At 67.4% G+C, this 24,100-nt stretch carries 21 protein-coding genes and 1 tRNA gene; 19 read left to right on the top strand and 3 right to left on the bottom strand.

The window, feature by feature from the left end; all coding sequences use genetic code 11:
- Nucleotides 1–129: 129 nt before the first annotated feature.
- A complete protein-coding gene (gene aceE / locus ABD191_RS21955; protein WP_344085218.1) occupies nucleotides 130–2,889 on the bottom strand; it encodes a pyruvate dehydrogenase (acetyl-transferring), homodimeric type in 2,760 nt (919 codons plus the stop codon).
- A 207-nt stretch (nucleotides 2,890–3,096) separates the two neighbouring features.
- Between aceE and ABD191_RS21960 the strand changes: the two genes are divergently transcribed.
- The 5 genes from ABD191_RS21960 (at nucleotide 3,097) to ABD191_RS21980 (ending at nucleotide 7,286) form a co-directional block, all read left to right on the top strand.
- Entirely contained in the window at nucleotides 3,097–3,495 is a 399-nt protein-coding gene (locus ABD191_RS21960; protein ID WP_425560811.1) for a YjbQ family protein, read from the top strand.
- Nucleotides 3,496–3,577: 82 nt separating this feature from the next.
- Entirely contained in the window at nucleotides 3,578–5,881 is a 2,304-nt protein-coding gene (locus ABD191_RS21965; protein ID WP_344085223.1) for a thiamine pyrophosphate-dependent enzyme, read from the top strand.
- Between the two features lie 165 nt (nucleotides 5,882–6,046).
- Nucleotides 6,047–6,481, top strand: a complete 435-nt coding sequence (locus tag ABD191_RS21970; protein WP_344085227.1) for a DUF3052 domain-containing protein — start codon at nucleotides 6,047–6,049, stop codon at nucleotides 6,479–6,481.
- A gap of 70 nt (nucleotides 6,482–6,551) precedes the next feature.
- Entirely contained in the window at nucleotides 6,552–7,010 is a 459-nt protein-coding gene (locus ABD191_RS21975; protein ID WP_344085230.1) for a peroxiredoxin, read from the top strand.
- A 201-nt stretch (nucleotides 7,011–7,211) separates the two neighbouring features.
- Nucleotides 7,212–7,286 (top strand) — tRNA-Val (locus tag ABD191_RS21980).
- Nucleotides 7,287–7,405: 119 nt separating this feature from the next.
- Here ABD191_RS21980 and ABD191_RS21985 read toward each other — a convergent pair.
- Nucleotides 7,406–8,524, bottom strand: coding sequence for a tyrosine-type recombinase/integrase (locus tag ABD191_RS21985; protein WP_344085233.1), 1,119 nt, complete (start codon nucleotides 8,522–8,524; stop codon nucleotides 7,406–7,408).
- A gap of 267 nt (nucleotides 8,525–8,791) precedes the next feature.
- Here ABD191_RS21985 and ABD191_RS21990 point away from each other — a divergent pair, with 267 nt between their 5' ends.
- The 9 genes from ABD191_RS21990 (at nucleotide 8,792) to ABD191_RS22025 (ending at nucleotide 16,431) form a co-directional block, all read left to right on the top strand.
- Nucleotides 8,792–9,319: a kinase gene (locus tag ABD191_RS21990; protein WP_344085236.1), complete on the top strand. Its 528-nt coding sequence runs from the start codon at nucleotides 8,792–8,794 to the stop codon at nucleotides 9,317–9,319.
- Between the two features lie 47 nt (nucleotides 9,320–9,366).
- Complete coding sequence (locus ABD191_RS21995) at nucleotides 9,367–9,996, top strand: hypothetical protein (protein WP_344085239.1); 630 nt, start codon at nucleotides 9,367–9,369, stop codon at nucleotides 9,994–9,996.
- Nucleotides 9,993–10,772, top strand: a complete 780-nt coding sequence (locus ABD191_RS22000; RefSeq protein WP_344085242.1) for a S1 family peptidase — start codon at nucleotides 9,993–9,995, stop codon at nucleotides 10,770–10,772. Before ABD191_RS21995 ends, ABD191_RS22000 begins: the two co-directional genes overlap by 4 nt.
- A 430-nt stretch (nucleotides 10,773–11,202) precedes the next feature.
- Nucleotides 11,203–12,954, top strand: coding sequence for a hypothetical protein (locus ABD191_RS22005; protein WP_344085245.1), 1,752 nt, complete (start codon nucleotides 11,203–11,205; stop codon nucleotides 12,952–12,954).
- A 550-nt stretch (nucleotides 12,955–13,504) separates the two neighbouring features.
- A complete protein-coding gene (locus ABD191_RS22010) occupies nucleotides 13,505–14,566 on the top strand; it encodes a DNA polymerase III subunit beta family protein (RefSeq protein WP_344085248.1) in 1,062 nt (353 codons plus the stop codon).
- A gap of 12 nt (nucleotides 14,567–14,578) precedes the next feature.
- A complete protein-coding gene (locus ABD191_RS22015) occupies nucleotides 14,579–15,151 on the top strand; it encodes a hypothetical protein (RefSeq protein ID WP_344085251.1) in 573 nt (190 codons plus the stop codon).
- Nucleotides 15,152–15,390: 239 nt separating this feature from the next.
- Complete coding sequence (locus ABD191_RS29315) at nucleotides 15,391–15,807, top strand: DUF4279 domain-containing protein (RefSeq protein WP_425560806.1); 417 nt, start codon at nucleotides 15,391–15,393, stop codon at nucleotides 15,805–15,807.
- A 58-nt stretch (nucleotides 15,808–15,865) separates the two neighbouring features.
- On the top strand, nucleotides 15,866–16,153 hold the full coding sequence (locus tag ABD191_RS22020; protein ID WP_344085254.1) for a type II toxin-antitoxin system Phd/YefM family antitoxin: 288 nt from the start codon (nucleotides 15,866–15,868) through the stop codon (nucleotides 16,151–16,153).
- Nucleotides 16,150–16,431 carry a type II toxin-antitoxin system RelE family toxin gene (locus ABD191_RS22025; RefSeq protein WP_344085257.1) on the top strand — a complete coding sequence of 94 codons (282 nt, stop codon included), beginning with the start codon at nucleotides 16,150–16,152 and terminating at the stop codon, nucleotides 16,429–16,431. Before ABD191_RS22020 ends, ABD191_RS22025 begins: the two co-directional genes overlap by 4 nt.
- Nucleotides 16,432–17,085: 654 nt before the next feature.
- Here ABD191_RS22025 and ABD191_RS22030 read toward each other — a convergent pair.
- Nucleotides 17,086–18,609, bottom strand: coding sequence for an RICIN domain-containing protein (locus ABD191_RS22030; protein ID WP_344085260.1), 1,524 nt, complete (start codon nucleotides 18,607–18,609; stop codon nucleotides 17,086–17,088).
- A gap of 351 nt (nucleotides 18,610–18,960) precedes the next feature.
- On the opposite strand from ABD191_RS22030, the gene ABD191_RS22035 reads away from it, so the two are divergent.
- From ABD191_RS22035 to ABD191_RS22055, 5 genes are read left to right on the top strand one after another with little or no spacing between them, the layout of a single operon-like run.
- Complete coding sequence (locus ABD191_RS22035) at nucleotides 18,961–19,617, top strand: dienelactone hydrolase family protein (protein ID WP_344085263.1); 657 nt, start codon at nucleotides 18,961–18,963, stop codon at nucleotides 19,615–19,617.
- A gap of 24 nt (nucleotides 19,618–19,641) precedes the next feature.
- Complete coding sequence (locus tag ABD191_RS22040) at nucleotides 19,642–21,018, top strand: pyridoxal phosphate-dependent decarboxylase family protein (protein WP_344085266.1); 1,377 nt, start codon at nucleotides 19,642–19,644, stop codon at nucleotides 21,016–21,018.
- Nucleotides 21,015–21,593, top strand: a complete 579-nt coding sequence (locus ABD191_RS22045; RefSeq protein ID WP_344085269.1) for an HAD-IA family hydrolase — start codon at nucleotides 21,015–21,017, stop codon at nucleotides 21,591–21,593. Before ABD191_RS22040 ends, ABD191_RS22045 begins: the two co-directional genes overlap by 4 nt.
- A gap of 37 nt (nucleotides 21,594–21,630) precedes the next feature.
- Nucleotides 21,631–23,487: a glycoside hydrolase family 6 protein gene (locus ABD191_RS22050; RefSeq protein ID WP_344085272.1), complete on the top strand. Its 1,857-nt coding sequence runs from the start codon at nucleotides 21,631–21,633 to the stop codon at nucleotides 23,485–23,487.
- Between the two features lie 45 nt (nucleotides 23,488–23,532).
- Entirely contained in the window at nucleotides 23,533–24,087 is a 555-nt protein-coding gene (locus tag ABD191_RS22055; protein WP_344085275.1) for a TetR/AcrR family transcriptional regulator, read from the top strand.
- Nucleotides 24,088–24,100: the final 13 nt, after the last annotated feature.

Raw genomic sequence — 24,100 nt, forward strand, 5'->3', positions numbered from 1 at the left:
GGGCATGCGCCGTAACGCACAGCGGCGGGTGGGCATGCGCCGTAACGCACAGCGGCGGGTGGGCATGCGCCGTAACGCACAGCGGCCGCCGCCCCGTCGGGCAGCGGCCGCTGTACTGCTACCGATGACTCAGGAGTCGCCGCCGGTTTCGCCCACCGGGGCGGCCGTCACGTCGTCGATCGCGTACTTGCGGAAGGCGTCCGACGGCGCGGACGCCGGCACCTCGCCGCGCCGCGCGAGTTCGCGCAGCGTGGCCACCACGATGGTCTCCGCGTCCACGTGGAAGTGGCGGCGCAGCGCGTGGCGGGTGTCGGACAGGCCGAAGCCGTCCGTGCCGAGCGACACGTAGTCGCCGGGCACCCAGCGCGAGATGAGGTCCGGGACGGCCCGCATGAAGTCGCTGACGGCGACGACCGGGCCCTCCGTGCCGCCCAGCGCCTGTGTCACGTACGGCTGGCGCGGCTCCGCGTCGGGGTGCATGAGGTTCCACTCCTCGACCTCGACGGCGTCGCGGCGAAGCTCCGTCCAGGAGGTGGCGGACCAGACGTCGGCGGCCACGCCCCAGTCGGTGGCGAGCAGGTCCTGCGCCTTGAGCGCCCACTGCATGCCCGTGCCGGCGGCGAGGATCTGCGCCCGGGGCACACCGGCGTGAGCGGCGGACGGCTCGATCGCCGGCGCCGGAGCGTACCGGTAAAGGCCCTTCAACAAACCCTGCACGTCCACGTTCTCCGGCTCGACCGGCTGGTGGATCGGCTCGTTGTAGACGGTCAGGTAGTAGAAGATGTTCTCCGGGTTCTCGCCGAACATGCGCCTGAGCGCGTCCTCGACGATGTGCGAGATCTCGAAGCCGAACGCCGGGTCGTACGCGACGACGGCCGGGTTCGTAGCCGCGATGAGCAGCGAGTGCCCGTCCTCGTGCTGCAGGCCCTCGCCGTTGAGCGTGGTGCGCCCGGCGGTGGCGCCCAGCAGGAAGCCGCGCGCCATCTGGTCGGCGGCGGCCCACAGCGCGTCCGCGGTGCGCTGGAAGCCGAACATCGAGTAGAAGATGTAGACCGGGATCATCGGCTCGCCGTGCGTGGCGTAGCTGGAGCCCACCGCGGTGAACGACGCGACCGAGCCGGCCTCGTCGATGCCCTCGTGCAGGATCTGGCCGGTCGTCGCCTCCCGGTAGGACAGGAACAGCTCCCGGTCGACCGGCGTGTAGTTCTGCCCGTGCGGCGAGTAGATCTTCGCGGTCGGGAACAGCGAGTCCATGCCGAAGGTGCGGGCCTCGTCCGGGATGATCGGCACCCAACGCTTGCCGATCTCCTTGTCCTTCATGAGGTCCTTGAGCAGGCGCACGAACGCCATCGTCGTGGCGACCTTCTGCTTGCCGGAGCCCTTCTTGAGCTCGGCGTAGGCCTTGTGCTCGGGAAGGTTCAGCGGGATCGTCGTCGTGCGCCGCGACGGGATCGACCCGCCGAGCGACGCGCGCCGCTCCTTCAGGTACGCCATCTCCTCGTCGGACGGCTTGAGGTACGGCGGCTGGTAGGGGTCGGCCTCGAGTACCTCGTCGGGTACGTCCAGGTAGAGCCGGTCGCGGAACGACTTGAGGTCGGCCAGCGTCAGCTTCTTCATCTGGTGGGTCGCGTTGCGGCCCTCGAAGCTGGAGCCGAGCGTCCAGCCCTTGATGGTCTTGGCGAGGATGACGGTCGGCTGGCCGGTGTGCTCCGTGGCCGCCTTGTACGCCGCGTACAGCTTGCGGTAGTCGTGGCCGCCGCGCTTGAGGCCCCAGATCTCGTCGTCGGTCATGTGCTCGACGAGCTTGCGGGTGCGCTGGTCGCGGCCGAAGAAGTGCTCCCGCACGTACGCGCCGGACTCGGCCTTGTACGTCTGGTAGTCACCGTCGGGCGTGGTGTTCATGAGGTTGACCAGCGCGCCGTCGGTGTCGGCGGCGAGCAGCGGGTCCCACTCGCGGCCCCAGACAACCTTGATCACGTTCCAGCCGGCGCCGCGGAAGAAGGCCTCCAGCTCCTGGATGACCTTGCCGTTGCCGCGTACCGGACCGTCGAGGCGCTGCAGGTTGCAGTTGATCACGAAGGTGAGGTTGTCCAGCTCCTCGCGGGCTGCCAGGCTCAGGCCGGCGATCGACTCCGGCTCGTCCATCTCGCCGTCGCCGAGGAACGCCCACACGTGCTGCTGGCTGGTGTCCTTGATGCCCCGGTGGTGCAGGTAGCGGTTGAACCGGGCCTGGTAGACGGCGTTGATGCCGCCGAGGCCCATGGAGACCGTCGGGAACTCCCAGAAGTCCGGCATGAGCCGCGGGTGCGGGTACGACGGCAGGCCGCCCCCCAGGCCGGCGTGCGACAGCTCCTGGCGGAACCCGTCGAGCTGATGGTCGGACAGGCGGCCCTCCACGAACGCTCGCGCGTACATGCCGGGGGACGCGTGCCCCTGGAAGAAGACGTGGTCGCCGCCGCCCGGGTGGTCCTTGCCCCGGAAGAAGTGGTTGAAGCCCACCTCGTAGAGGCTCGCCGAGCTGGCGAAGGTGGAAATGTGCCCGCCCACGCCGATGCCCGGCCGCTGCGCGCGGTGCACCATCATGGCGGCGTTCCACCGGATGTAGGCGCGGATGCGCCGCTCCACGTTCTCGTCGCCGGGGAACCAGGGTTCGCGCTCCGGCGGGATCGTGTTGATGTAGTCGGTGGTGGTGAGCGGCGGCACGCCAACCTGGCGCTCGCGGGCGCGTTCCAGCAGGCGCAGCATGATGTACCGGGCGCGTTTCGCCCCAGCCGCGTCGATCACGCCGTCGAGCGAATCGATCCACTCCGAGGTCTCCTCGGGATCGATGTCCGGCAGCTGGCTCGGCAGGCCATCGCTGATCACCGGTCGCTTGCGTTCGGTGGCCACAGGCGTTCCTTCGTCGTATGTCCCCGCCGGTTCGTGGCCGACGGTGGGCGTGGTGTGGGGAGGACCCTCTACTGCCATCCTGCCCCCTCGACGTATCCATCGTCACGCCGACGGGCCCGCAACGCGACGACGAACACATGTACCGTTCGGTAACTTAAAACCAGGTCCGCGACATTGCGGCCCGTGGCAGACTCCCGGTCCGTGGAGATGACAATTCTGACGGTACGCACGGGAAGCGCGCCCTGCGTGGTCGACCTCACGGCCGAAGTGGCCGGGTTTGTCCGAGATCTCGGCGACGGTCTGGTCAACGTCTTCGTCCCGCACGCCACGGCCGGCGTGGCCATCCTGGAAACCGGCGCCGGCTCGGACGACGACCTGCTCACCGCCATCGATGACCTGCTGCCGACCGACAACCGCTGGCGCCACCGGCACGGCTCCCCGGGGCACGGCCGCGACCACGTCCTGCCGGCGTTCATCCCGCCCCACGCGACCCTGCCCGTTATCGGCGGCCGCATCGCGCTGGGCACGTGGCAGTCGATCTGCCTCGTCGACCCCAACGGCGACAACCCCACCCGCCAGGTCCGGCTCTCCTTCGTCGCCGGCTGACGCACTTGCCATATGCGTACTTTTGGCTAGGGAGCCAAGACGCAGAGTGGCATCCGGGTGCCCTCGTCGGTCATTCTGGGGTGTGACCACCCCCCAGGAGCTCGACGAGCATTTCCGTGCCTCCGTGAGCGCGCTCGCCGCCCCGTCCGCCAGCGCCGACCCCGCCGCGCCCGTCCGGCCGGACGCCGCGCTCACCGGTACGGCCGCTCTGGAGCTGTTCGACGCTCAGCTGGCCAGCCGGCACCTCGACCTGGCCGCCCGCTGGCTGCGCAGTTTCAACGAGGGGTTCTACACGATCGGTTCGTCCGGTCACGAGGGCAACGCGGCCGTCGCGGCGGCCGTGGCCCCGACCGACCCGGCGCTGCTGCACTACCGCTCGGGCGCGTTCTACTGCGCCCGCGCGGCCCAGGTGCCGGGCGGCCCGGACCCGGTCCGCGACGTGCTGCGCGGCATCGTCGCGTCGGCCGCCGAGCCGATCGCGGGCGGCCGGCACAAGGTCTTCGGCCACCCCGACCTGGCGGTCATCCCGACCACCTCGACGGTCGCGTCCCACCTGCCGCGCGCGATCGGCCTGGCCTACGCGATCGAGCAGCGCGACCTGCGCCACGCGCGCCGGCCGGGCGTCGGCCCGATCCCGCCGGGCGCCGCGACCCAGCGGGTGACCGCGGCGGCCGGGTACCCCGACGACGCCATCGTGGTCTGCTCCTTCGGCGACGCGTCGATCAACCACGCGAGCGCCCAGGCCGCGTTCAACACCGCGGGCTGGTCCACCCACTCGGACCACCGCCTGCCGGTGTTGTTCGTCTGCGAGGACAACGGGCTCGGCATCAGCGTCCGCTCGCCGGCGGGCTGGGTCGAGGCGGTCCTGCGCAGCCGTCCCGGCATCCGATACTTCGGCGCGGACGGTTGCGACGTGGTCGCCGCCCACGAGGTGGCCGTCGAGGCGGCCGCGTGGGTGCGCGCCGAGCGCAAGCCGGCCCTCCTGCACCTGTCGGTGGTCCGGCTCATGGGGCACGCGGGCGCCGACGCTGAGGTCGCGTACCGCCCGGCCGCCGAGATCGCGGCCGACCTCGACCGCGACCCGCTCGTGGCGACCGCCTCCCTGCTCGTGCACGCCGGGGTGATCAGCGCGGCCGACGTGCTCGCCCGCTACGACGAGGTCGGCTGGCGGGTGCGCCGGGTCGCCGAGGAGGTCATCGCCGAGCCGAAGCTGGCCACCGCCGCGGAGGTGGTGGCGCCGCTCGCGCCCCGCAAGCCCGTACGGGTGGCCCGCGCGGTCGGCGACGCGGCGGCCGCCGCGACCGGCCCGGCGCTCGGTGCCCGGTCGGCGGCGTTCGGCGGCAAGCTGCCCGAGGACGGCGGCCCGCTGACGCTCGCGCAGACCATCAACGCGGCGCTGACGGACGCCCTCGTGGCCAACCCGGGCGCGGTGCTCTTCGGTGAGGACGTGGCCGCCAAGGGCGGCGTCTACGGCGTGACGAAGGGCCTGCGGGGCCGGTTCGGCACCGGCCGGGTCTTCGACACGCTCCTCGACGAGACGTCGATCCTGGGCCTCGCACTCGGCGCGGGCAGCGGCGGGCTGCTGCCCGTACCGGAGATCCAGTACCTGGCCTACCTGCACAACGCCGAGGACCAGCTGCGCGGCGAGGCCGCCACGATGCAGTTCTTCTCCCAGGGGGCCTACAAGAACCCCATGGTCGTACGGGTCGCCGGGCTCGCCTACCAGCAGGGTTTCGGCGGGCACTTCCACAACGACAACTCCGTGGCCGTGCTGCGCGACATCCCGGGCCTCGTCGTCGGCGTGCCGGCCAGCGCGGCCGAGGCCGCCCCCATGCTGCGTACCTGCTTCGCGGCGGCCGAATCGGAGGGCGCCGTGTGCGTCCTCGTGGAGCCGATCGCGCTCTACCACACCCGCGACCTGTACGCCGAGGGCGACAACGCCTGGCTGCACCCGTACGCCCCGCCGGCCGACTGGGCGCGCGACCACGCCCCGATCGGCCGCGCCCGGGTGTACCACGCGGGTGAACACCTCACGATCCTCACCTTCGGCAACGGCGTACGGATGTCGCTGCGCGCGGCCGCCCGCCTGGCCGCCGAGGGCGTCGGCGTACGCGTCGTCGACCTGCGCTGGCTGTCCCCGCTGCCCGTGGCCGACATCGTCCGCGAGTCCCGCGCCACCGGCCGGGTCCTCATCGTCGACGAGACCCGCCGCAGCGGCGGCGTCGGCGAGGGCGTCCTCGCGGCGCTCGTCGACGCCGGCTACCAGGGCTCGGCGCGCCGCGTGTCGGCGGTCGACTCGTTTATTCCATTGGGCGCGGCGGCCCACCATCTGCTGGTCTCCGAGGAGGCCGTCATGGCGGGCGCCCGTGACCTGCTGCAACGCTGAGCGCCACCCGGGTGGTTTCCGCATGCCCCGAGGGACGTACCCCGTCCGAAGGCCGTATCTTCACAAGTAATCGGTGTGCCACTTGCGCACGGCGCCCCGGTTGTGTGGACTACCCGCAATGGTGCGGGCGCATCTAGCGTCAGTGAGGACGAGGAGGCATCGACGGTGAGCGCGACCGCGGGTCAGGCCGACGGCGTCAAGAGCCTGCCGGATCGGCTCGGCATCGAGTCGGGCATGGTCGTTATGGAGATCGGCTACGACGACGACGTTGACGAGGATCTTCGTGACGCCCTGATGGACCGGGTCGGCGACCTGGTCGACGAGGACACCGACGAGGTGGTCGACGCGGTGCTGCTGTGGTGGCGCGACGGCGACGGCGACCTGGTCGACATGCTGGTCGACGCCCTGACCCCGCTGGCGGACAGCGGCGTCGTGTGGCTGCTGACCCCCAAGGCGGGCCGGACCGGCCACGTCGAGCCGAGCGAGATCACCGAGTCGGCGCCGACCGCAGGCCTGCAGCAGACCTCCACGCTGAGCGTCGGCCGCGACTGGAGCGGCGCTCGCCTCGTCACCCCGAGGGGCGCCAAGCAGCGCCGCTAACCCCTCCGGGTCCCCGAGAACCCCTTCCGTGCGATGCTCGCAGACGAGCTGATCTCACGGAGGTGTTCGCATGCCGCTCGAGGTGGGGGCCGAAGCGCCCGATTTCGTCCTCAAAGACCAGAACAACCAGGAAGTACGCCTGTCAGACCTGCGCGGCAAGAACGTCCTGCTGGTGTTCTACCCGCTGGCTTTCACCGGAACGTGCCAGGGCGAGCTGTGCTCGGTCCGGGACAACGTCGGCGACTTCGCCAACGAGACGACCCAGGTGCTCACGGTGAGCGTCGACTCCCCGTACGCCCACAAGGTCTGGGCCGACCAACAGGGGTACGACTTCCCCCTGTTGTCCGACTTCTGGCCGCACGGCGGCGTGGCGCGCGAGTACGGCGTGTTCAACGAGGACCGCGGCTTCGCCAACCGGGGCACGTTCATCATCGACCGCGGAGGCATCATCCGCTTCGCCGAGATGAACCTCCCCGGCGAAGCCCGCGACCAGGACGCCTGGCGCAAGACCCTGGCGGACCTCGCCTAGCTTCGGGAAACGGCGGGGATGGACGGTACGGCGGCCATCCCCGCCGTATCCGCGGGCATGAAGACCGCGATCCGCAGCGGCGAACGCCCACCCAGCGGCCCTCCCGGTCTCCGGACCGCCATCCCGCCCGTGCGGCTATTGATTTCCGGCCGGCGAGCGCCGCACGGTACTCTGTCGACTCGAACGCCCGTCGGGCGTGTCGGGCGCGTAGCTCAGCGGGAGAGCATCCGCCTTACAAGCGGAGGGTCGCAGGTTCGAACCCTGCCGCGCCCACCAGCGTGAGAACCCGCAGAAACACCCCTGACCAGCTGGAATGCCGGCCAGGGGTGTTCGCGTTTTCTAGATCAAATCACCTTTCATGATCGAGATGTAGCAACGCGTGTGGCAGCGACCCCCTACGACAGCCGCTCGTCGAGCTTTCGGAGGGCGGCTCGCTTCTCGTCCAGGGAGGCGTGCGCGTAGATCTTCATCGTCACGCCGATGTCCGAGTGGCCGACGATGTCCCGCACGATGTGCGGCGGCACGCCCAGGTCGAGCAGCAGGGTCACGCAACTGTGCCGGAGGTCGTGGAACCGGGTGGCCTCGGCGCCGATCGCCACGCGTAGCGGGTACCAGCTCCGGCGGAGGTTGCCCGGCTCGACCGGTGTGCCAACGGCGGTGGTGAACACGTGGCCGGTGTCTTGCCACTTCTCGCCAGCGGCGTTCGCCTCGGCTCGCTGCCGCTCCTGGTGTGCCTTGAGCGTGGCCACGCACAGACCGATCAGCGGCACCGTGCGGCTGGACGCGCGGCTCTTTGGCGACCCGGCCTGAAGCTCACCACCGATCCGCTGGAGTGTCCGACTGATCGTGAGCGCTTCGACCTCGAAGTTGATGTCCTCCCACCTGAGGCCGAGCAGCTCGCCGCGCCGCAGGCCGAGGTAGAGCGCCAGGACGTAGAGCGCGGAAAGCCGGTCGTCATGTGCTGCCTTGAGCAGGAGTCGGGCCTGGTCAACCGTGAGGCCACGGTTCACCTCGTAGGTGGGGGAGGTGACCCGTACGAGCTTGGCGACGTTTCGCTGTAGCAGCTCCTCCCGCACGGCGGCCTGCAAGGCGTTGCGCAGCACGGAGTGGACCTGCTGGACCAGTCGTCGGGACGGGACCGACTTGCAGCACTGGCCGACCGCACAGCAGCGCCGCTGGTCGGCCGCCCGCCGCGCGTCCGTCTTGTGCTGGCAGCACAGGCAGGCGTTCTCCAGGCGCTTGATGAAGGTGCGTACGTCGACGGCTGTGAGGCGGTTGAGCCGCTTCTTGCCCAGCGCGGGCACGAGGTGGACGCGCACCACCACCTCGTAGGCCTGGGCGGTCCTCGGCTTGCGGGACGGCTTGACGATGTTCTCGATCCAGTAGTCCAGGAACCGCTCGACGGTCCAGACGGTCGCCTCGGCTGGGATGCCCTGGTGCGAGCGGGCCTGCATGGCGATCAGCTTCTCGTTCGCCTCGGCCTCGGACTTGCCGAAGACGGGCCGGCGCTTCATGGTGCCGTCGGCTTGGAGGACGTAGGCGGCCCCCACCCACCGTGGCGCCGCTCGTGACGCCGCGAAGCTCGCTGACTGGCCGAGCTACCTAAGTTCGATCGACGTCGACTTCCGGCTGGCAGAGCCTTATGTCTTGATCGACAATTGCGCCTCAGGACTTCCGCTCCAGCGGCAGGCGCGGGACCTAATCGCGTCGATCGTGAGACGGGAACCCGCGTGAGGCGCGCTGTCGCCCTCTACGGTCCACCGGCCAGCGGCAAGGACACCGTGACGGCCGAGTTGCTCAAGCTGGACGATCGATTCGTGCTGTACCAGCGGTTGAAGGTCGGCGCGGGGCGGTCGGCGGGCTATCGGCTCGTATCGCCTGAGCGGTTCCGTGAGCTGGAAGAGGCCGGCGAGATCCTGTACCGCAACGAGCGATATGGCAACGTCTACGGCATCGACCGCCAGACGCTCGACGCGCTTACTGTCGCAGGTTGTATTCCCGTGGTTCACATCGGTCAAGCCGCTGGTTTGGCCGCCATGGATGGATTCCCAGCGAGGTGGCTCCGCGTGCTGCTGTGGTGTGAACGAGTCACCACAGAGCGACGCTCAGCAGCCCGAGGGGACGGCGACACGGCCATGAGGCTTGCTGTCTGGGAAGAAACGAAACAGGATCTAGATTTACACCCTGACATCCTATTTGACGTAAAAATACAGACCGATCAAGTAGCTGCGATTGACGCAGCGCAGACGATCCACCACGCAGCGGCTGGTGCAACCTCAGGGGACTTCAAATTTGGAACAAAAGGCTGAGTGACGAAGGTTTGCGCGGTGGCCCTGATCAGGCGATGATACGCAACATGCCCGCATGGCTAACAAGCATCCTTGTCGCGATTGCGACGACGCTTGCCACACAACTGCTTGTCGGCCCTCGCTTGGAAGCACGAAATCGCCGAATACAAGCTGCCCATCAGATCCGGGACAAGTTTCTTGACAATCTGTTACTGGTCATGACAGCTGGGGAGCAAGTTCGGGTACTCGACTTGCCGGGATCAGCGGCTTCGCCCGCCCAGCACATGCGTGCGGTACTCGGTTCTGAAAAGAAGCGTTGGCTTGGAAACCTAGACGATGCGACTCAAGTTCTTGTGGATATCGCCCCGCAGCTTGCCCTGACCTACCCAGGCATTCGACTTCCGGCTAGGATGGCACGACAGTACGGATCCTCATTTAACGCCAACCCGTCATTGGGCAGTACGGCAATTGAGTATGCCGTTGCCGTACGACTCGTGTGGTTAAGCAATCTTCCTTTAGCGCGCCGACTGGAATTGGTTACGGCGTTGAGCGGCACGATAAAGGAGATACTTTACGCGCGTCCGTCCAGGCGCGCGTTTCGGTTTGTTTCAAATTTGGCGGAAGTCAATCATTTGATTGCCGAGGCGATCGAATCGGTGGCTAAATCTGACTCGGTCGCTGGAGAGGACGGAGATTGACCATCGCGCGACCTCAGCACGAAGAGGATCTGCCGTTCTATTCTCGGTTTGGGCCGTGTCTAGTCGCCCTCGAAACAGCGGACGTGGCTGGAAACATTGCCATCGGAACAGCATTCCATTTGGGAGATGGGATACTGGTTACCGCTCGGCACGTTGTTGAAAATCGAACGATCACTGCGGCCGTGTCACACCGTTACGCCAAGCTCTCGTTAGAGTCTATTGAGGTAATCCTCAGTGGCGCACCGGATATCGATCTAGCGTTGCTGAAGACTGATTTCTCACTCGAACACTACATGAGCGATCGGTTAACAATTCATTTAGGTGTAAACACAGTCGCACGCAAGATTGATCACATTGAAATTGGCGGCCACCTCGACGATTGGATTAACGACAGCCTCGTCTTGATGCCAGTTGTGTTAATGGGGTTTCCCCCTATTCCCACATCAAGCGAACCGGTCTTGGTTGCCGCAAGGGGAGAAGTTAACGCGATAATTGATTCGTATCTCGGGCCACAGCATCCGCTATTTGTAATATCACCAATATCCAGGGGCGGATTTAGTGGCGGCCCCGTGCTGACGGATAGCGGCTGGCTTCTGGGCGTGATGGTACAGTCGCTTGTAACCGATCACGCGCCGCCTGAACTTGGCTTCGGTGTCGCGCTGACCATAGAACCGTTGCTTAGTTTGCTGCACGCCAATGACCTCTACCCGGGCTCGAATGCCGAGCTGATGAGGGAGCTTGGATTCGGTCCGGAGGAGTACGAAGCGCCGTCTTGACCCTGGCTGGCGGTTATCGCATGCCATGGTCGATGTACGGCGATTTCCTTGCCAAGCCGCTTGTCAAGCATCCAAGCCACGCGAAAATCCGTTGCGTTTCCCGGTTGGGGTCATTAGCGTCTGTTCGACGCGGGTGGCGGTTAGGCCCGTTTGGGGCCAGCGTCTCTCATAGCTGGGCTATCGCCAAGAAGTCATTTAAGAGGTGTCGGCAATGCCCGATCAGCACATATACGTCGTCGTGTTCAGGTGCATATCCTCCGCAAGATTTCTTCCGGAGCAAGGGCAAGAGTTCTTTTTTGACGTACCGGACTGTGATGATCGAGTCCGATTCCGTATGTCAACAAACTGGGTTAATACTGGGCACGGAGCGCCTACGCCGCGTGAGCTGATCATTGAGGCGCGAGGTCCAGCGCCTTCTATTGAGTTCGCCATGGCGAAAGGCACCGCGATTGCGCGATTCTTGGCGAGTGTCCTAGCATTCGTTGCTAACGTCCCTGTTGGACAGCCAGAGGTTCATGTCGCTTTCGATATCACAGAGGGCCTGGAGAACCGCGAATTCGTAGAAGTATTTTTGGCAGACCAGCATGGTTTACCAACCGAAGGCCGCCGGGTCGACCCAGGCGAGTATCGGGCGGTGTTCGTTGGAGCAAACGCTGTGTTGAGTTCGCGTCTCCCTCGGGCGCTTCAGCAATATGATATCGCCCTTCGGTATTGGTATTACGGAGGCGAGTGGCTTTCGCTTGCTCACCTGTACATGGCAGTAGAGACGCTTGGGCCCGCGATAATTGCACGACATTGCTCGGATAAAGGATTCGATCAATTCCAGTTGGCCGAGAGCGTGGGCATCGACGTAAAAAAGAAGGACTGGAAACGCGAGCTAAGTTACTGGTCTCGGAGAAGTGGCATATTCGACGATGACAACGAAACGTACGGTGCTGCCCGTCATGCCAGCGACGGAATCGAGCATGGGATTTACGAGCTGACGGAGGTTCACGCCAACGCTCTTGCGGCTGCTGACAAGACGTGGGGTTACGTTCGACGAGCGCTGCTATGGTTGTGCAACGTAAGCGAGGATGACTACCCCCAACTTTACTCACGGCTACCACGCGATGTTCGTTCGTTTCGAAAGATTGTGCGTGGCCTGTTTGTCGGTGATGGCTCGAACCCTGCGCCTGCTGGTGCTGACTATCCCTACCTTGAGTGGACGTCATCAATCAAGACAGCAACGCGGGATTCGGACGACTTTAGGTACAGTTTCGTAGAGAATTTTAAAGTTCACTGCTCAACGCGGTATGCTTTCCGGGGAACCGGTCTGGAAATTCGCGGGCGGAATGAGCCCGGCTCGGAGCCGATCCGGCTCGACCCCGTTATTGAAATTAACGTTGGCCCGGCGGCCAGATCGAAAAAGGATGAGCTTCTTTCGTTATTGAAAGACGTGGGTGATTTTGCAAGTCAGGCTGCTGAACCGTCTAGGTCGTTGGGTATGAAGTCGTCAAGGATGCATGTTTTCGACGTCTTCACCAATCAAGTTGCCTTGACTGAAGCCATCGCTGCGCTTCTGATGGTCGGTCGCGTGGCGGAGGCGATGATGCTGACCCACAAGACCCTAATCGGAACGTGCCGCTTGGAATTGATGGGGGTAGACGTTACCCGCACGGACGTTATGGCGATCGATCTTCGGATAGCATCGCTTGAGCGCCAGAAGCTGGTATTCGACGATGACCGGATCACTTCGGCGCTCGACGTTGAGATACAGCGTCTTCGGTCCGTGGCTGCGACACTTCCGCCTTTGGTAAGTGGCGGGCCGGCGTGCGTGGAAGAAACCGAGTATTACAACGGCCACAAAGTTGACATCCTCTTCGCAGGCGAGGTGGGCCAAGGCGAAGACCTCGCCGCGAGATTGAGGTTAGTGCCTGACGAAGCGTTCGGTCGTGTCGTGAGAACGATTGTGGAAGACGAAGATAATATGACGGCGATTGCGTGTTCCGCCGCCACTGCCTTGCTCAGCTCGACAAAGTTCTTCACGGCAGCCATGGAATGGCCATTCGATGTAGAGGTTGTTTCACGCCTCGAAGCGAGGATCGCCGCACTCGGAGATGCCGCCGCTGCGGCAGAGGCAGAGGGACCGGCTCCTGCGGCCGAGCCAGGCGTCCTGGCCGGAGAAGGCGGCGCGGAAGAGTGAACAGGGGGCCGGTACGGGGCGCACCAGCAGCAGTGTCCTTCGGTGCACTGGTAGCAGCGCGTGTAGCAACGGCGTCGTACGACGCCGGGCACCGGTAGCCGGTGGTGCGCCACACCGCAGTGCGTAGGGCTGGCGTGTTGGCGGTGGGCCGCACCTTACAAGCGGAGGGTCGCAGGTTCGAACCCTGCCGCGCCCACCAAAGAACGTGACCAAGCCCTCGACCTGCGGGTTTGCGGCTCGTACGGCGGCCTGGACGCCATTTGCATAGATATATGGCTATAGAACCTGGTCGAGCGCCTAGTAGCCAAGGTCAAATGTGGCGCTGGCTGGCACCAAAGGCTGAGTCGTGCCGCGGATCGATTCGGCGATGATCTCCGTGCGGAGATGAAGCCGCCGAACTCCGAACTCGGTCAGCCACAGCGGCCGCGGTCGCGCGGCGCGGGAGACCGACCGCCGAAGACGACAACCGGCTTGTTGGGGAGGGGCGGGAAGTTGTTGGCGGTCGGGGTCGGGTTGACCTTCGAGTTGGTTGAGGCCTGACGATGGTCAGGTGACTGACCCGGACCGGATGTCGATCGGCGCGTTCGCCAGGCTCGTCGGGCTGACCGCGAGCGCTTTGCGGTTCTACGACGACGTAGGTCTGCTCCACCCCGACGAGGTCGATCCACTGACGGGCTATCGGCTCTACGCCGAATCGCAGGTGACGCGTGCCGTCCAGTTGCGCGAGTTACGCACGATCGGGATGCCGCTGCTCACCATCGGGAAGTTCTTCACCGCGGACGCTGAGGAGGCAGCGCGGCTGATCGATGAGCACGTCATCAACGTGACCGCACAGGCCTCTGATGTTCAACGGGCGGCGGCGGAGCTCAAAGCATCCCTCGGCCGGGAGCCTCGCCTCACGATCTGCGGGCTTGCAGGCCCAGTCCTCGCAGCCGCCGTCGACCAGGTTCTGGCCACCACAGTCTTCGACCCCGACATACCGGTCCTGAGCGGTGTGCGTCTGGAAGCGGACTCCGAATCCGTGGCGTTGACTGCGACCGACCGGTACCGACTCGCTACGCGAACCCTGGTCCCGATCGATCCCTCCGCCGGGACCTGGGCCGGCACCATCGCCGGTGACGACATGCGGGCCCTCACCTACCGGGTGCGACGCAGCCCCACCGTAACGATCGAGGCGGGCGAGCGGACCCTGGGCGTGCGACTGGCGAACGGCACCGTGATCCACTGCCGTCTGCTGACTGAGGTGTTCCCCGACTACCGACTCCTACTCGGCTCGCTCCGGCCAGTGACCCACCGCGTCACGATCGGTAAGCAGCACGTCGTGAGAGAGCTCGAACAGCGAGCGCCAGAAATGTTCGGCCTGCAGATATCCGATGGCCGACCGAGTTTGGTTCTCCCCAGTAGCGACGAAGTCACGCTTGCAGGGTCAGCGACAGGCCCTGACCTGACGCTCTGGTTCGAGCTGACCACGTTGTATCCGGCCCTGAGCCATGCGATCGGCAATGACGTGATGCTCGACCTGCGTGGGCCTGACCAGCCCGCCACTGTCCGGTCCGCCGACGACGGCGACCTCACCACACTCGTCATGCCCCGCGTGACCCCTGAACCGTAACCCCAAGAACACGTGGCGCTGTGGGAGCGCATCGCCGCAACACCCAATGACGACAGGAAGGACGGACTCACTTCCATGACCACACCATCCGCCACCCCCGATCCCACCATGGAAGCCATTGGGACGGCAGTCGGCCGAGGACATGCAGGCGACATCGACGCAGCTCGTCGCGACCTGCTAGTCATCTGGGAACAGATCGGGGCGGCGGGCGACCCGTTCCACCGTTGCACGCTGGCGCACTACCTGGCTGACCTCTACGACGACCCCGCGGAAGCGCTCGTCTGGGACGTCCGCGCCCTCGACGCCGCCGATGCCCTCACCGACGAGCGAGCCCAACAGCACCACGCCAGCCTCCACGTGGCTGGCTTCTACCCGAGCCTCTACCTCAACCTTGCCGACAACTTCCGTCGCCTGGGTTCGTTCCAGGCGGCCGGCGAGCAGATAGACAAAGCCGAGCAACACACTTCCGCGCTGCCGGACGGGCCGTACGGCGACACCATCCGCACGGCCATCCGTGATGTGAACCAGGCCATCACGAACCGGGACACCACGCGTCGCGCATCTGCGCACGGTCCAGCCCAATGAAACACAAGGAAGCCGAGCTGGTCGCCGCGGTTGGTCACCAATCATTTCGCCCTTCTGGGCGGTCGCAATCGTGACCGTGGGGCTCTGAGCCGCGGAAATGCGGTTCGTTTCCGTTATGTCGGGCCCACATTCTGGCCACCACTTGCGACTGTGCCAGCGTTGGTTCGGGAAGAGCCGGCGTGGGTTCGTACGCGGACGCTGACACGTCCCCAGCCTGACAACGGTCTGTAGATTTCGCGATGCGGGTGCGGCAGTACGTCTACTTCGCGTTGGCTTTTGAGCGGGTCTCGGCCGCCGCGATCACGGCGGAGGTCGGACTTGAGCCGGAAGAGGTGGGCGTTCGGGATTCTCGCCTCCCATACCGCCCCGTTCCCCGGTCGCATTCCTGGAAGGTCGTCTGCCGTGACGAGAGCCTGTTTCAGCACGAGCAGATCGAGCACGTGATCGACCGGGTCGAACGGTACGCCGACCGGATCGCGGCCCTCACGTCCCGGCTCGTCAACGGTGAGCCGTCGTGTCTGCCGGGCTCCAGATCGTCAGGGAGAACACGCCCGAGGTCAACGGTGAGGAACCCCGGAACCGAACCTGCTGGGCTGGAGTCTGGAGCAGCGGACGCTAGCCCTTCTCGCGCGGACGGGTGCGTTCGTGGACGTTGACGAGTACCACCTCGAACCTTCGTAGACGGGCCCTAGCGATCGGACTAGAATTCGGACCATGGCGCAGACCCTCAATGTGACAGACGCGAAGGCTCGACTGTCCGAGCTTGTCGCGGCCGTTGCCACCACGCATGACCACGTCGAGATCACCCGCAACGGTGAGCCGGCGGCCGTTCTGGTGTCGATGGAGGAGATCCGGGCGCTGAGGGAAACCGTGGCCATCCTGTCCGACGCGGCGGCGATCGCGGACATCCGCGAGGCCGAGGAGGATATCGCGGCCGGGCGTCTCGTGGATGCGAGTGATCTGGCGGATGTGATGCGGGCTCGGCGTCAGGGTGCTGCGTGACCGCACCCGAGCGGTGGGTCGTGAAGCTCACCGGTCCGGCGCGTCGAGCGTTGGAAAGCGGGTTGCCTGAGGCGGTCGCGTGGGCGGCGTACACGTTTGTCACGCAGCGACTGCCGATCAATCCGCACCGCCTCGGCGGAGAGCTGACCGGGCCGTACGAAGGGATGCGGTCGGCTCACCTGGGGACGTACCGCGTGGTCTACCGGATCGAGGAAGACACGCGGACGGTGCACGTTCTGTCGATCCGACTCCGTGGTGATGTCTATGGCGTCCGCTGAGGCGGTTCGTGCAGCAACGCGTGCTAGTGGCACGGCGTGACCAGCCGCCGGACCCCCGTTGGCCGATCGACGCGGGCGATCGCTCCGTGATGCGATGTGGGCGGTGAGTATTCCGAGAGACTCGGTCTTTGAGATGCGGCTTTCCAAACCCAGACAAGGCTGGTTATTAAGGTTGCTCCCAGCAACGTGACGTCGCTCTCGCCATTTACGCCCGTAGGAGTATTAGATGCAGATGGCGTCTAGGCAATCCATTTGGTCAGGGTTTCGGGCGGGAGTGATCGTCCATCTCGGGGCAGTTCTGGTGTGCATTTTCCTCGCCCGGGTCGGCTTGGATGGCTGCGACGTCGCCGATTCTTTTGGCCTTGTGATCGCCTTGGCCCTCTTGATTGAGTTGCTAGGAATGTCGCTCGTCATCGTATTCTTTGTTCGAACGAAGGTCTTTGTCAGATATAAGCTGACAGGGTTGGTCTTGAGCTGCCTACTCGTCCCTGCGGTATTTGCTACTGCGATCTTGTATTGGCAAACTCTTCCAGAGGGCTGTCCAGTTTGATCGCGAAGTCTTGTCGGTCGGCCTTTGACTTGGCGGGATTTGTGGCAGCGGCGGGAACCGCCCCTCGTGGTGGTTGCCGCCGCTGCCTCCGGTCCGGTGCGTTGCTAGACGGGCGTGCGGGACCATTGCTGGTTGGCGCCTGTGTTGCAGGTGTACTGCTTGAGGATCACGCCGTCCGCGGTCGACGCGGCCGGTACGTCCACGCATTTGTTGCTGTGCCGTGCCCGGAGCTGGACGTAGCTGCCGTTGGCGACCAGCTGGAACTGCTGGTTGGTGCCGCTGCCGCAGGTGTACTGGATGAGGTCGGCGCCGTCGGCGGTGGACGCGCTCACCACGTCGAGGCACTTTCCGCTGTGCCGGCTGATGATGCGCCAGTAGCCGCTGCCGGCGTCCTGGAACTGCCATTGCTGCCACGCGTTGCCGTTGTAGGTGTACTGGCCGACGCGCGCGCCGTTGTCCAGGTTGGGCTGCTGGACGTCCATGGCCTTGCCGCTGTGGCGCACGGTGAGCCGGTAGTACGTTCCCGCCGGGGGAGTGGTTGTCGTGCCGCCGCTGACGTTGTCGCCCCAGGCGTACCGGATCCGCTCAGCGCCGGAGGCGTTGCGGATGGTGAGGTTGAGGTCGGTGCCGCTGCCGCTCAGGGCGTACATCGAGTACCAGTCGTAGCCGATGGTGCCGGGCTTGCCGCCGAGGGCGGGCCAGTAGGTGCCGCCCATCTGGTTGTCCCGCATGACCTGGGCCATGGCGCGGATGTGCCGCACGAAGTTGTCCGTGCTGTTCGGGTCGCCGTAGTTGAGGCCGGTGGACATGGGGCCGCCGAACTCGGTCGCGACCGCGCGGGAGGCGCAGTTGCCCAGCCGCGTCTGGATGTGGCTGCGGAAGGCGTCGTAGGTCATCGCGCTGTAGAAGAACGCGTAGTGGTGGAAGGACAGCAGCGTGGCGTTGAAGCGGCTGTCGTTGCAGATGTCGCGCAGGTCCTGGCTGAAGCCGGTGCCGCCGATGAGGACCCGGCCGGGTACGGCCGAGTAGTGGTAGCTGAGCCAGTTGGCCGCGACGTCGCGCCACTCCGCCGAGCTGTAGCCGTGCGGTTCGTTCATCGGCTCGAAGTACACGTTGGTGTTGGCGCCGTAGGTGTTGGTGACGCTGGACCACATCGTGTTCCAGGCGGCGAGGTTGGTGATCCGGCCGCCGGAGGCGGCGCCGTCCTCCCAGTAGGCCAGGATGACCTTGAAGCCGCGGGCGGTGGCGGCGTCGATGGCGCCCCGGTAGGCGTTCCACCAGGTCGTGTTCGCGACCGTGTGGGTGTTGATGGGCAGCCGGACGGTGTTGACGCCCATGGTGGCGGCCATGTCGTCGTAGAGGGCGTTGGCCTTGGCCCGCACGGTGGCGTTGCTGTCGGACTGGCTCAGGCCTTGCGGGACGAGCAGGCCGGTGCTGAAGTTGTCGCCCAGCACGGCCCAGTTCATGCCCCGAAACTGGCTGGTGGCCGCGCTGGCCGGGGCCGCGCTGACGATCGCGGCGACCGGAATCAGCGTCAACGCGACGAGGACGCCGAGGAGAGCGCGCCAGTGGAAGGTCGATGCCCTACTGGTGGTCGGGGCCGACCGGGGGCCCTGGTGGGTCGTCAAGGCTTCGTCCTTCCTCACGGGATCCGCCGCAATGTTTCGGCAACATCTTGGTAATCCGATATGGAGGGTCGCGCCATCATTCGAACCAACTCGGTCACAAACGGGCACAGCCGAACAGTTCGGTGAGGGGCGACTCCGTACCCGGTATTAAACCGGACAAAAGATATGAAAAGTCAACCCATATAGATCTTGTAAGGCCGTACCCGGACAAAGAGGAGCCGTCGTGCCGGCCTGCACCTGGGCGCGACCCCCTCAGCGCTTCCGCTGCCCAGCTCCGCCCGGATCGCGGCGTTTTGCCGGTCCTGTTCGGGGTACGAGCAACGGCTGCACGGGACGGTGAGGTGACAGGCCATGCGACCCGACACGAGCGTGCCCATCGACGTGGCCGGCGTCGTGCTCGACGCCGACATCGTGGTGCCGGAGCACGCGCGCGGCGCCGTGCTGTTCGCGCACGGCAGCGGCAGTTCGCGCCACAGCCCCCGCAACCGGATGGTGGCCGGGCGGCTCGCGGACGCGGGCTTCGCCACCGTACTGGTCGACCTGCTCACCGGCCGCGAGGAGGAGATCGACCGGGTGAGCGCCGGGCTCCGGTTCGACATCGCCCTGCTCGCCGGCCGGCTCGTCGGCATCGTGGACTGGCTGGGCCGGCAGGCGCCGACCGGCGCCCTGCCGGTCGGACTGTTCGGCGCGAGCACCGGGAGCGCGGCCGCGCTCGTCGCCGCGGCGCAGCGGGCCGACACCGTCGGCGCGGTGGTGTCGCGCAGCGGCCGGCCCGATCTCGCGGGCGACGCGCTGTCCCGGGTACGGGCGCCGACGCTGCTGGTCGTGGGCGGGGACGACCCGGTCGTGGTGGACCTGAACGAGCGGGCCGCGCGGCTGATCGCCGCGCCGTGCGAGGTGCGGATCGTGCCCCACGCGAGTCACCTGTTCAGCGAGCCGGGGACCCTGGAGCAGGTCGCCGACCGCGCGACCGACTGGTTCGACCGGCACCTGTCACCGCGCTCCTAGCGAAAACATGTCTACAGTGGAGCAATGGATGAGCTGCGCCGGGCCGCGGATCTTGCCGCCGATCACCTCCGTACGGTCGGCGAGCGGCCCGTGTGGCAGCCGGTGCCGGACGACGCGCGCGCGTGGCTGACGGATCAGCCGCTGCCGCGCGCCGGCCGGCCGCTCGACGACCTGCTCACGGACATCCGCGACCACGTCCTGCCGTACCCGATGGGCAACGGGCACCCGAGGTTCTTCGGGTGGGTCAACTCGCCGCCGTCGACCGCCGGTATCGCGTCCGCGGTGCTCGCGGCCGCGCTCAACCCCAGCTGCGCGGGGGGAGACCATGCGGGGGTACTCCTGGAGCACACGGCCGTACGGTGGCTGGCGCAGCTCATCGGGTACCCGGGCGACGGGCTGCTGACCAGCGGCGCGTCGATGGCGACCGTGATCGCCCTCGCGGCGGCGCGACAGGCCGGCGCCCGGCGCGACGGCTGGGACCCGCGCGAGGACGGGCTGTGGGGCCGCCCGCCGATGGTCGTCTACGTCTCCGCCGAAGGGCACAGCTGCCTGCGCAAGGCGGTCGAGCTGCTCGGCTTCGGCACGCGCGGGCTGCGGGTGATCCCGGTCGACGCCGGGTTCCGCATGGATGTCGCCGCGCTGGGCGCCGCCATCGCGGACGACCTCCGCAACGGCCTGCGGCCGCTGTGCGTGGCGGCGAGCGCGGGGACCGTCAACACCGGCGCGATCGACCCGCTCCCCGCGATCGCGGACCTCGCCGACGAGTACGGGCTGTGGCTGCACGTCGACGGCGCCTACGGCGCGCTGGGGGCGGTCGTCGAGCCGGCCGCGTTCGCCGGCCTGGCGCGAGCCGACTCCCTGGTGCTCGACCCGCACAAGTGGCTCGGCGTGCCGGTGGACTGCGGGTGCGTGCTGCTGCGCGATCCGGTCACCGCCCGCGACGCGTTCAGCCTCGTCCCGGCGTACCTGCGCGACGAGGCGGCCGGCGACTTCGGCTGGTTCTCCGAGTACGGGCCGGAGCAGACCCGCCCGCTGCGGGCCCTCAAGACGTGGGCCACGATCGCGCACCTGGGCTCCGACGGCGTCGCGCGGCTGGTGGCCGGCACCTCGGCGCGGGCCCGCGAGCTGGCCGACCTCGTCGACGCGGCCGACGACCTGGAGCGGCTGGCGCCCGTGACGACCTCCGTGGTGGCCTTCCGCTACCGGCACGGGGCCGACCCGGACGCGGTGAACCGGGCGATCCCCGCGGCCGTGCAGCGGCGCGGGCGGGCGTTCCTCACGGGGACCCGGCTCGGCGACGTGGAGGCGCTGCGCGCCTGCGTGCTCAGTCCGGCCACGACGGCGGGCGATCTGCGCGTACTCCTGGAGGAGGTCCGTGTCGCGGCGGGTGAGGCGGGGTGACGCATCTGGTTGTCGATCTCGGCGGGGTGCTGTTCCGGTTCGATCACCTCCGGCGCCTCGACGTGCTGGCCGGGCTGTTCGGGCTGCCGGCGGCGCGGGTGGACGAGCTGCTGTGGGCGTCGGGCTTCAACGCGGACTGCGACGCGGGGCGGTACGGGTCGGCGGACCTCGTGCGTGCGCGCATCCGGGCGACGGTGGGGTTCGCGGGCACCGACGAGGAGCTCGACGACGCGTGGTGCGCGGCCTACGCGCCGAACGCCGGCGTGCTCGACGCGCTGACGGCGCGGTGCGACGCGCGCACGCTGTCGGTGTTCACCAACAACGGGCCGCTGGAGGAGGCCGCGCTGCCCCGGCTGTACCCGGCGGTGTTCGCGCCGTTCGACCACCTGTTCTTCACGTGGCGGCTCGGCTGCCGCAAGCCCGACCCGGCGGCGTTCTCGGCGGTGGCGCGGGCGCTGGGCCCTGACAGTACGGAGATCCTTTTCGTGGACGACAGCGCGGTCAACGTGGCCGCGGCCCGGGCGGTGGGCTGGCGGGCAGCCCGGTTCGGCCCCGACGGGCTAGAGTGCACATAGACAAACGTCTACTCCTACCGTCCCGAGGAGTCGCGTCATGAGGGTGTCCCGTGCGCTGTCCGTCCTGACCGCCTCGGCCGTTGCCGCCGGGATCCTAATCGCCGTCGCCTCCCCCGCCTCCGCCGCGGCCGGCTGCCGCGTCGACTACGCCGTCAACCAGTGGCCCGGCGGCTTCACCGCCGACGTGACGGTCCATAACCTCGGCGCCCCGATCGACGGGTGGACGCTGGCGTGGGACTTCACGGCCGGGCAGGTGATCTCCCAGGGCTGGAACGGCGTGTTCGCCCGCGCCGGTCAGCGGGTCACGGTCACGAACGCGTCGTGGAACGCGCGGATCGCCACCAACGCCACCGTGAGCCTGGGCTTCCTGGCCAGTTGGCAGGGGAGCAATCCGAAACCGGCATCCTTCGCCCTCAATGGGACGGTGTGCACCGGCACGGTGGTGACGAGCGCGGCGCCGACGAGCGCCGGCCCGACGTCCGCCGGCCCGACGAGTGCCGGCCCGACGAGCGCCGGTCCGACGTCCGCTGGGCCGACGTCTGCCAGGCCGACGAGTGCCGGTCCGACAAGTGCCGGTCCGACAAGTGCCGGTCCGACAAGTGCCGGGCCGACGTCGGGCGGGCCGTCGGATCCGCCGCTGGACAACCCGTTCCTCGGCGCGGCCGGCTATCTCAACCCCGACCATGTCGCGCGGGTCAACGCCGCCGCGGACGCGGCGGGCGGCACGCTCGGCGGCGCGATGCGTGAGGTGGCCCGCCATCCCACGGCCGTCTGGCTGGACACCATCGCCTCCATCACGGCCGGGCGCGGCCTGCGCGGTCACCTCGATGCCGCCCTGGCCCAGCAGCAGGCCGCCGGGCGCCCGGTCGTCGTCACGCTCGTGCTGCAGAACCTGCCCAACCGCTCCTGCAGCAGCCGGATCCTGCCCGGCGAGCTGACGGTCGCGGGCGACGGACTCCAGCGCTACAAGAGTGAGTACATCGACCCGATCGCGGCGGTCCTCGCGGACCCGCGCTACGCGAGCCTGCGCGTGGCGGTGATCGTGGAGCCGGACTCGCTGCATCACCTGCTCTACACGGTGCAGGCGCCGGCGTGCGCCGAGGTGCGGCAGTCGGGCGCGTACGTCCTTGGGGTGCAGTACGCGCTGAACAAGCTGCACCCGATCGCGAACGTCTACCCGTACCTGGACGCGTCCAACTCGGGCGTCATCGGCTGGGAGAACAACTTCGTGCCGATGGCCCAGCTGTACGCGTCGATCGTGAGCGGCACGGCGGGCGGGATGTCGAGCGTCGCCGGCTTCGCGGTCAACACGGCCAGCTACGTTCCGGTCGAGGAGACGGTGCTGACCGACCCGAACCAGCTGATCAACGGGCAGCCGGTGCGCTCGGCGCGCTTCTACGACTGGAACCCGATGTTCGACGAGTCCGACCTCATCGCCGCGCTCTACCCGCGGCTGGTGTCCCTCGGCTTCCCGTCGTCGATCGGATTCGTCATCGACACGTCGCGCAACGGCTGGAACGGCAATCCCGCGATCCCGCCACAGATCCCGACGGACGTGGACCAGTGGGTGAACTGGGCGCGCATCGACCGGCGCCTGGATCGTACGAACTGGTGCAACCAGGTCGGTGCGGGGCTGGGCGCCCGGCCGGTGGCCGCGCCCCGACCGAACGTCGACGCGTACCTGTGGGTGAAGGTGCCGGGGGAGTCCGACGGCGTGAGCGATCCGACGTTGCCCGAGGCGCGGCTGATGGACCCGATGTGCGAGCCGGGGCATCTCGGCCCGAGCGGGCAGGAGAGCGGGGCCATGCGGAACGCGCCGCCGCGCGGGGCCTGGTTCCCGGCGGCGTTCACCGGGCTCGTGGAGCGCGCCTACCCGCCACTCATCGCCCGATAGCGAACGCTCTAGCTCCTATTGGAGCTAGAGCGTACCGTTGTGAACATGAGTGTTCGCACGCGCCGCCCGGCCGCGTCGCTGCTCGACATCGCCGTCGAGGTGCTCGTGGCCGACCCGTCGGCCTCGCTGGCCGAGGTCGCCGAGGCGGCCGGCATCGGGCGAACGACGCTGCACAAGCACTACGCGACGCGTGACGACCTGCTGCGCGCCGTGGGCCACCGGTCGCTTCAGGCGTGGGACGCCGCCATCGACGCGGCCGAACGCGCGGCGGGCGACGACGACGGCGGGCTGCTCGCGCTCGCCGAGGCGATGGTGCCCGTCGGCGCGCACCTGGCGTTCCTGTGGCGCAACCCGCTGTTCGACCACGACGACGAGATCGGGCCCCTGTGGGGCGCGGTCGAGAAGAAGGCGCTCGCCGTGCTGCGGCGGGCGCGCGAGCGGGGCGTGCTGCGGCAGCACGTGCCCGACTTCTGGTCGCTCCAGACGTTCTATTCGCTGGTGTACGTCGCGGCCGAGTCCGTCCAATCAGGACACCTCGCGCCCCGCGACGCCCCCGGCCTCGCGGTGGACACGTTCCTGCGCGGGCTGGGCCCACCCTGACCTGGGGGAGGTC

This window comes from Luedemannella helvata (assembly GCF_039528415.1).
In the GTDB taxonomy this organism is placed as follows: domain Bacteria; phylum Actinomycetota; class Actinomycetes; order Mycobacteriales; family Micromonosporaceae; genus Luedemannella; species Luedemannella helvata.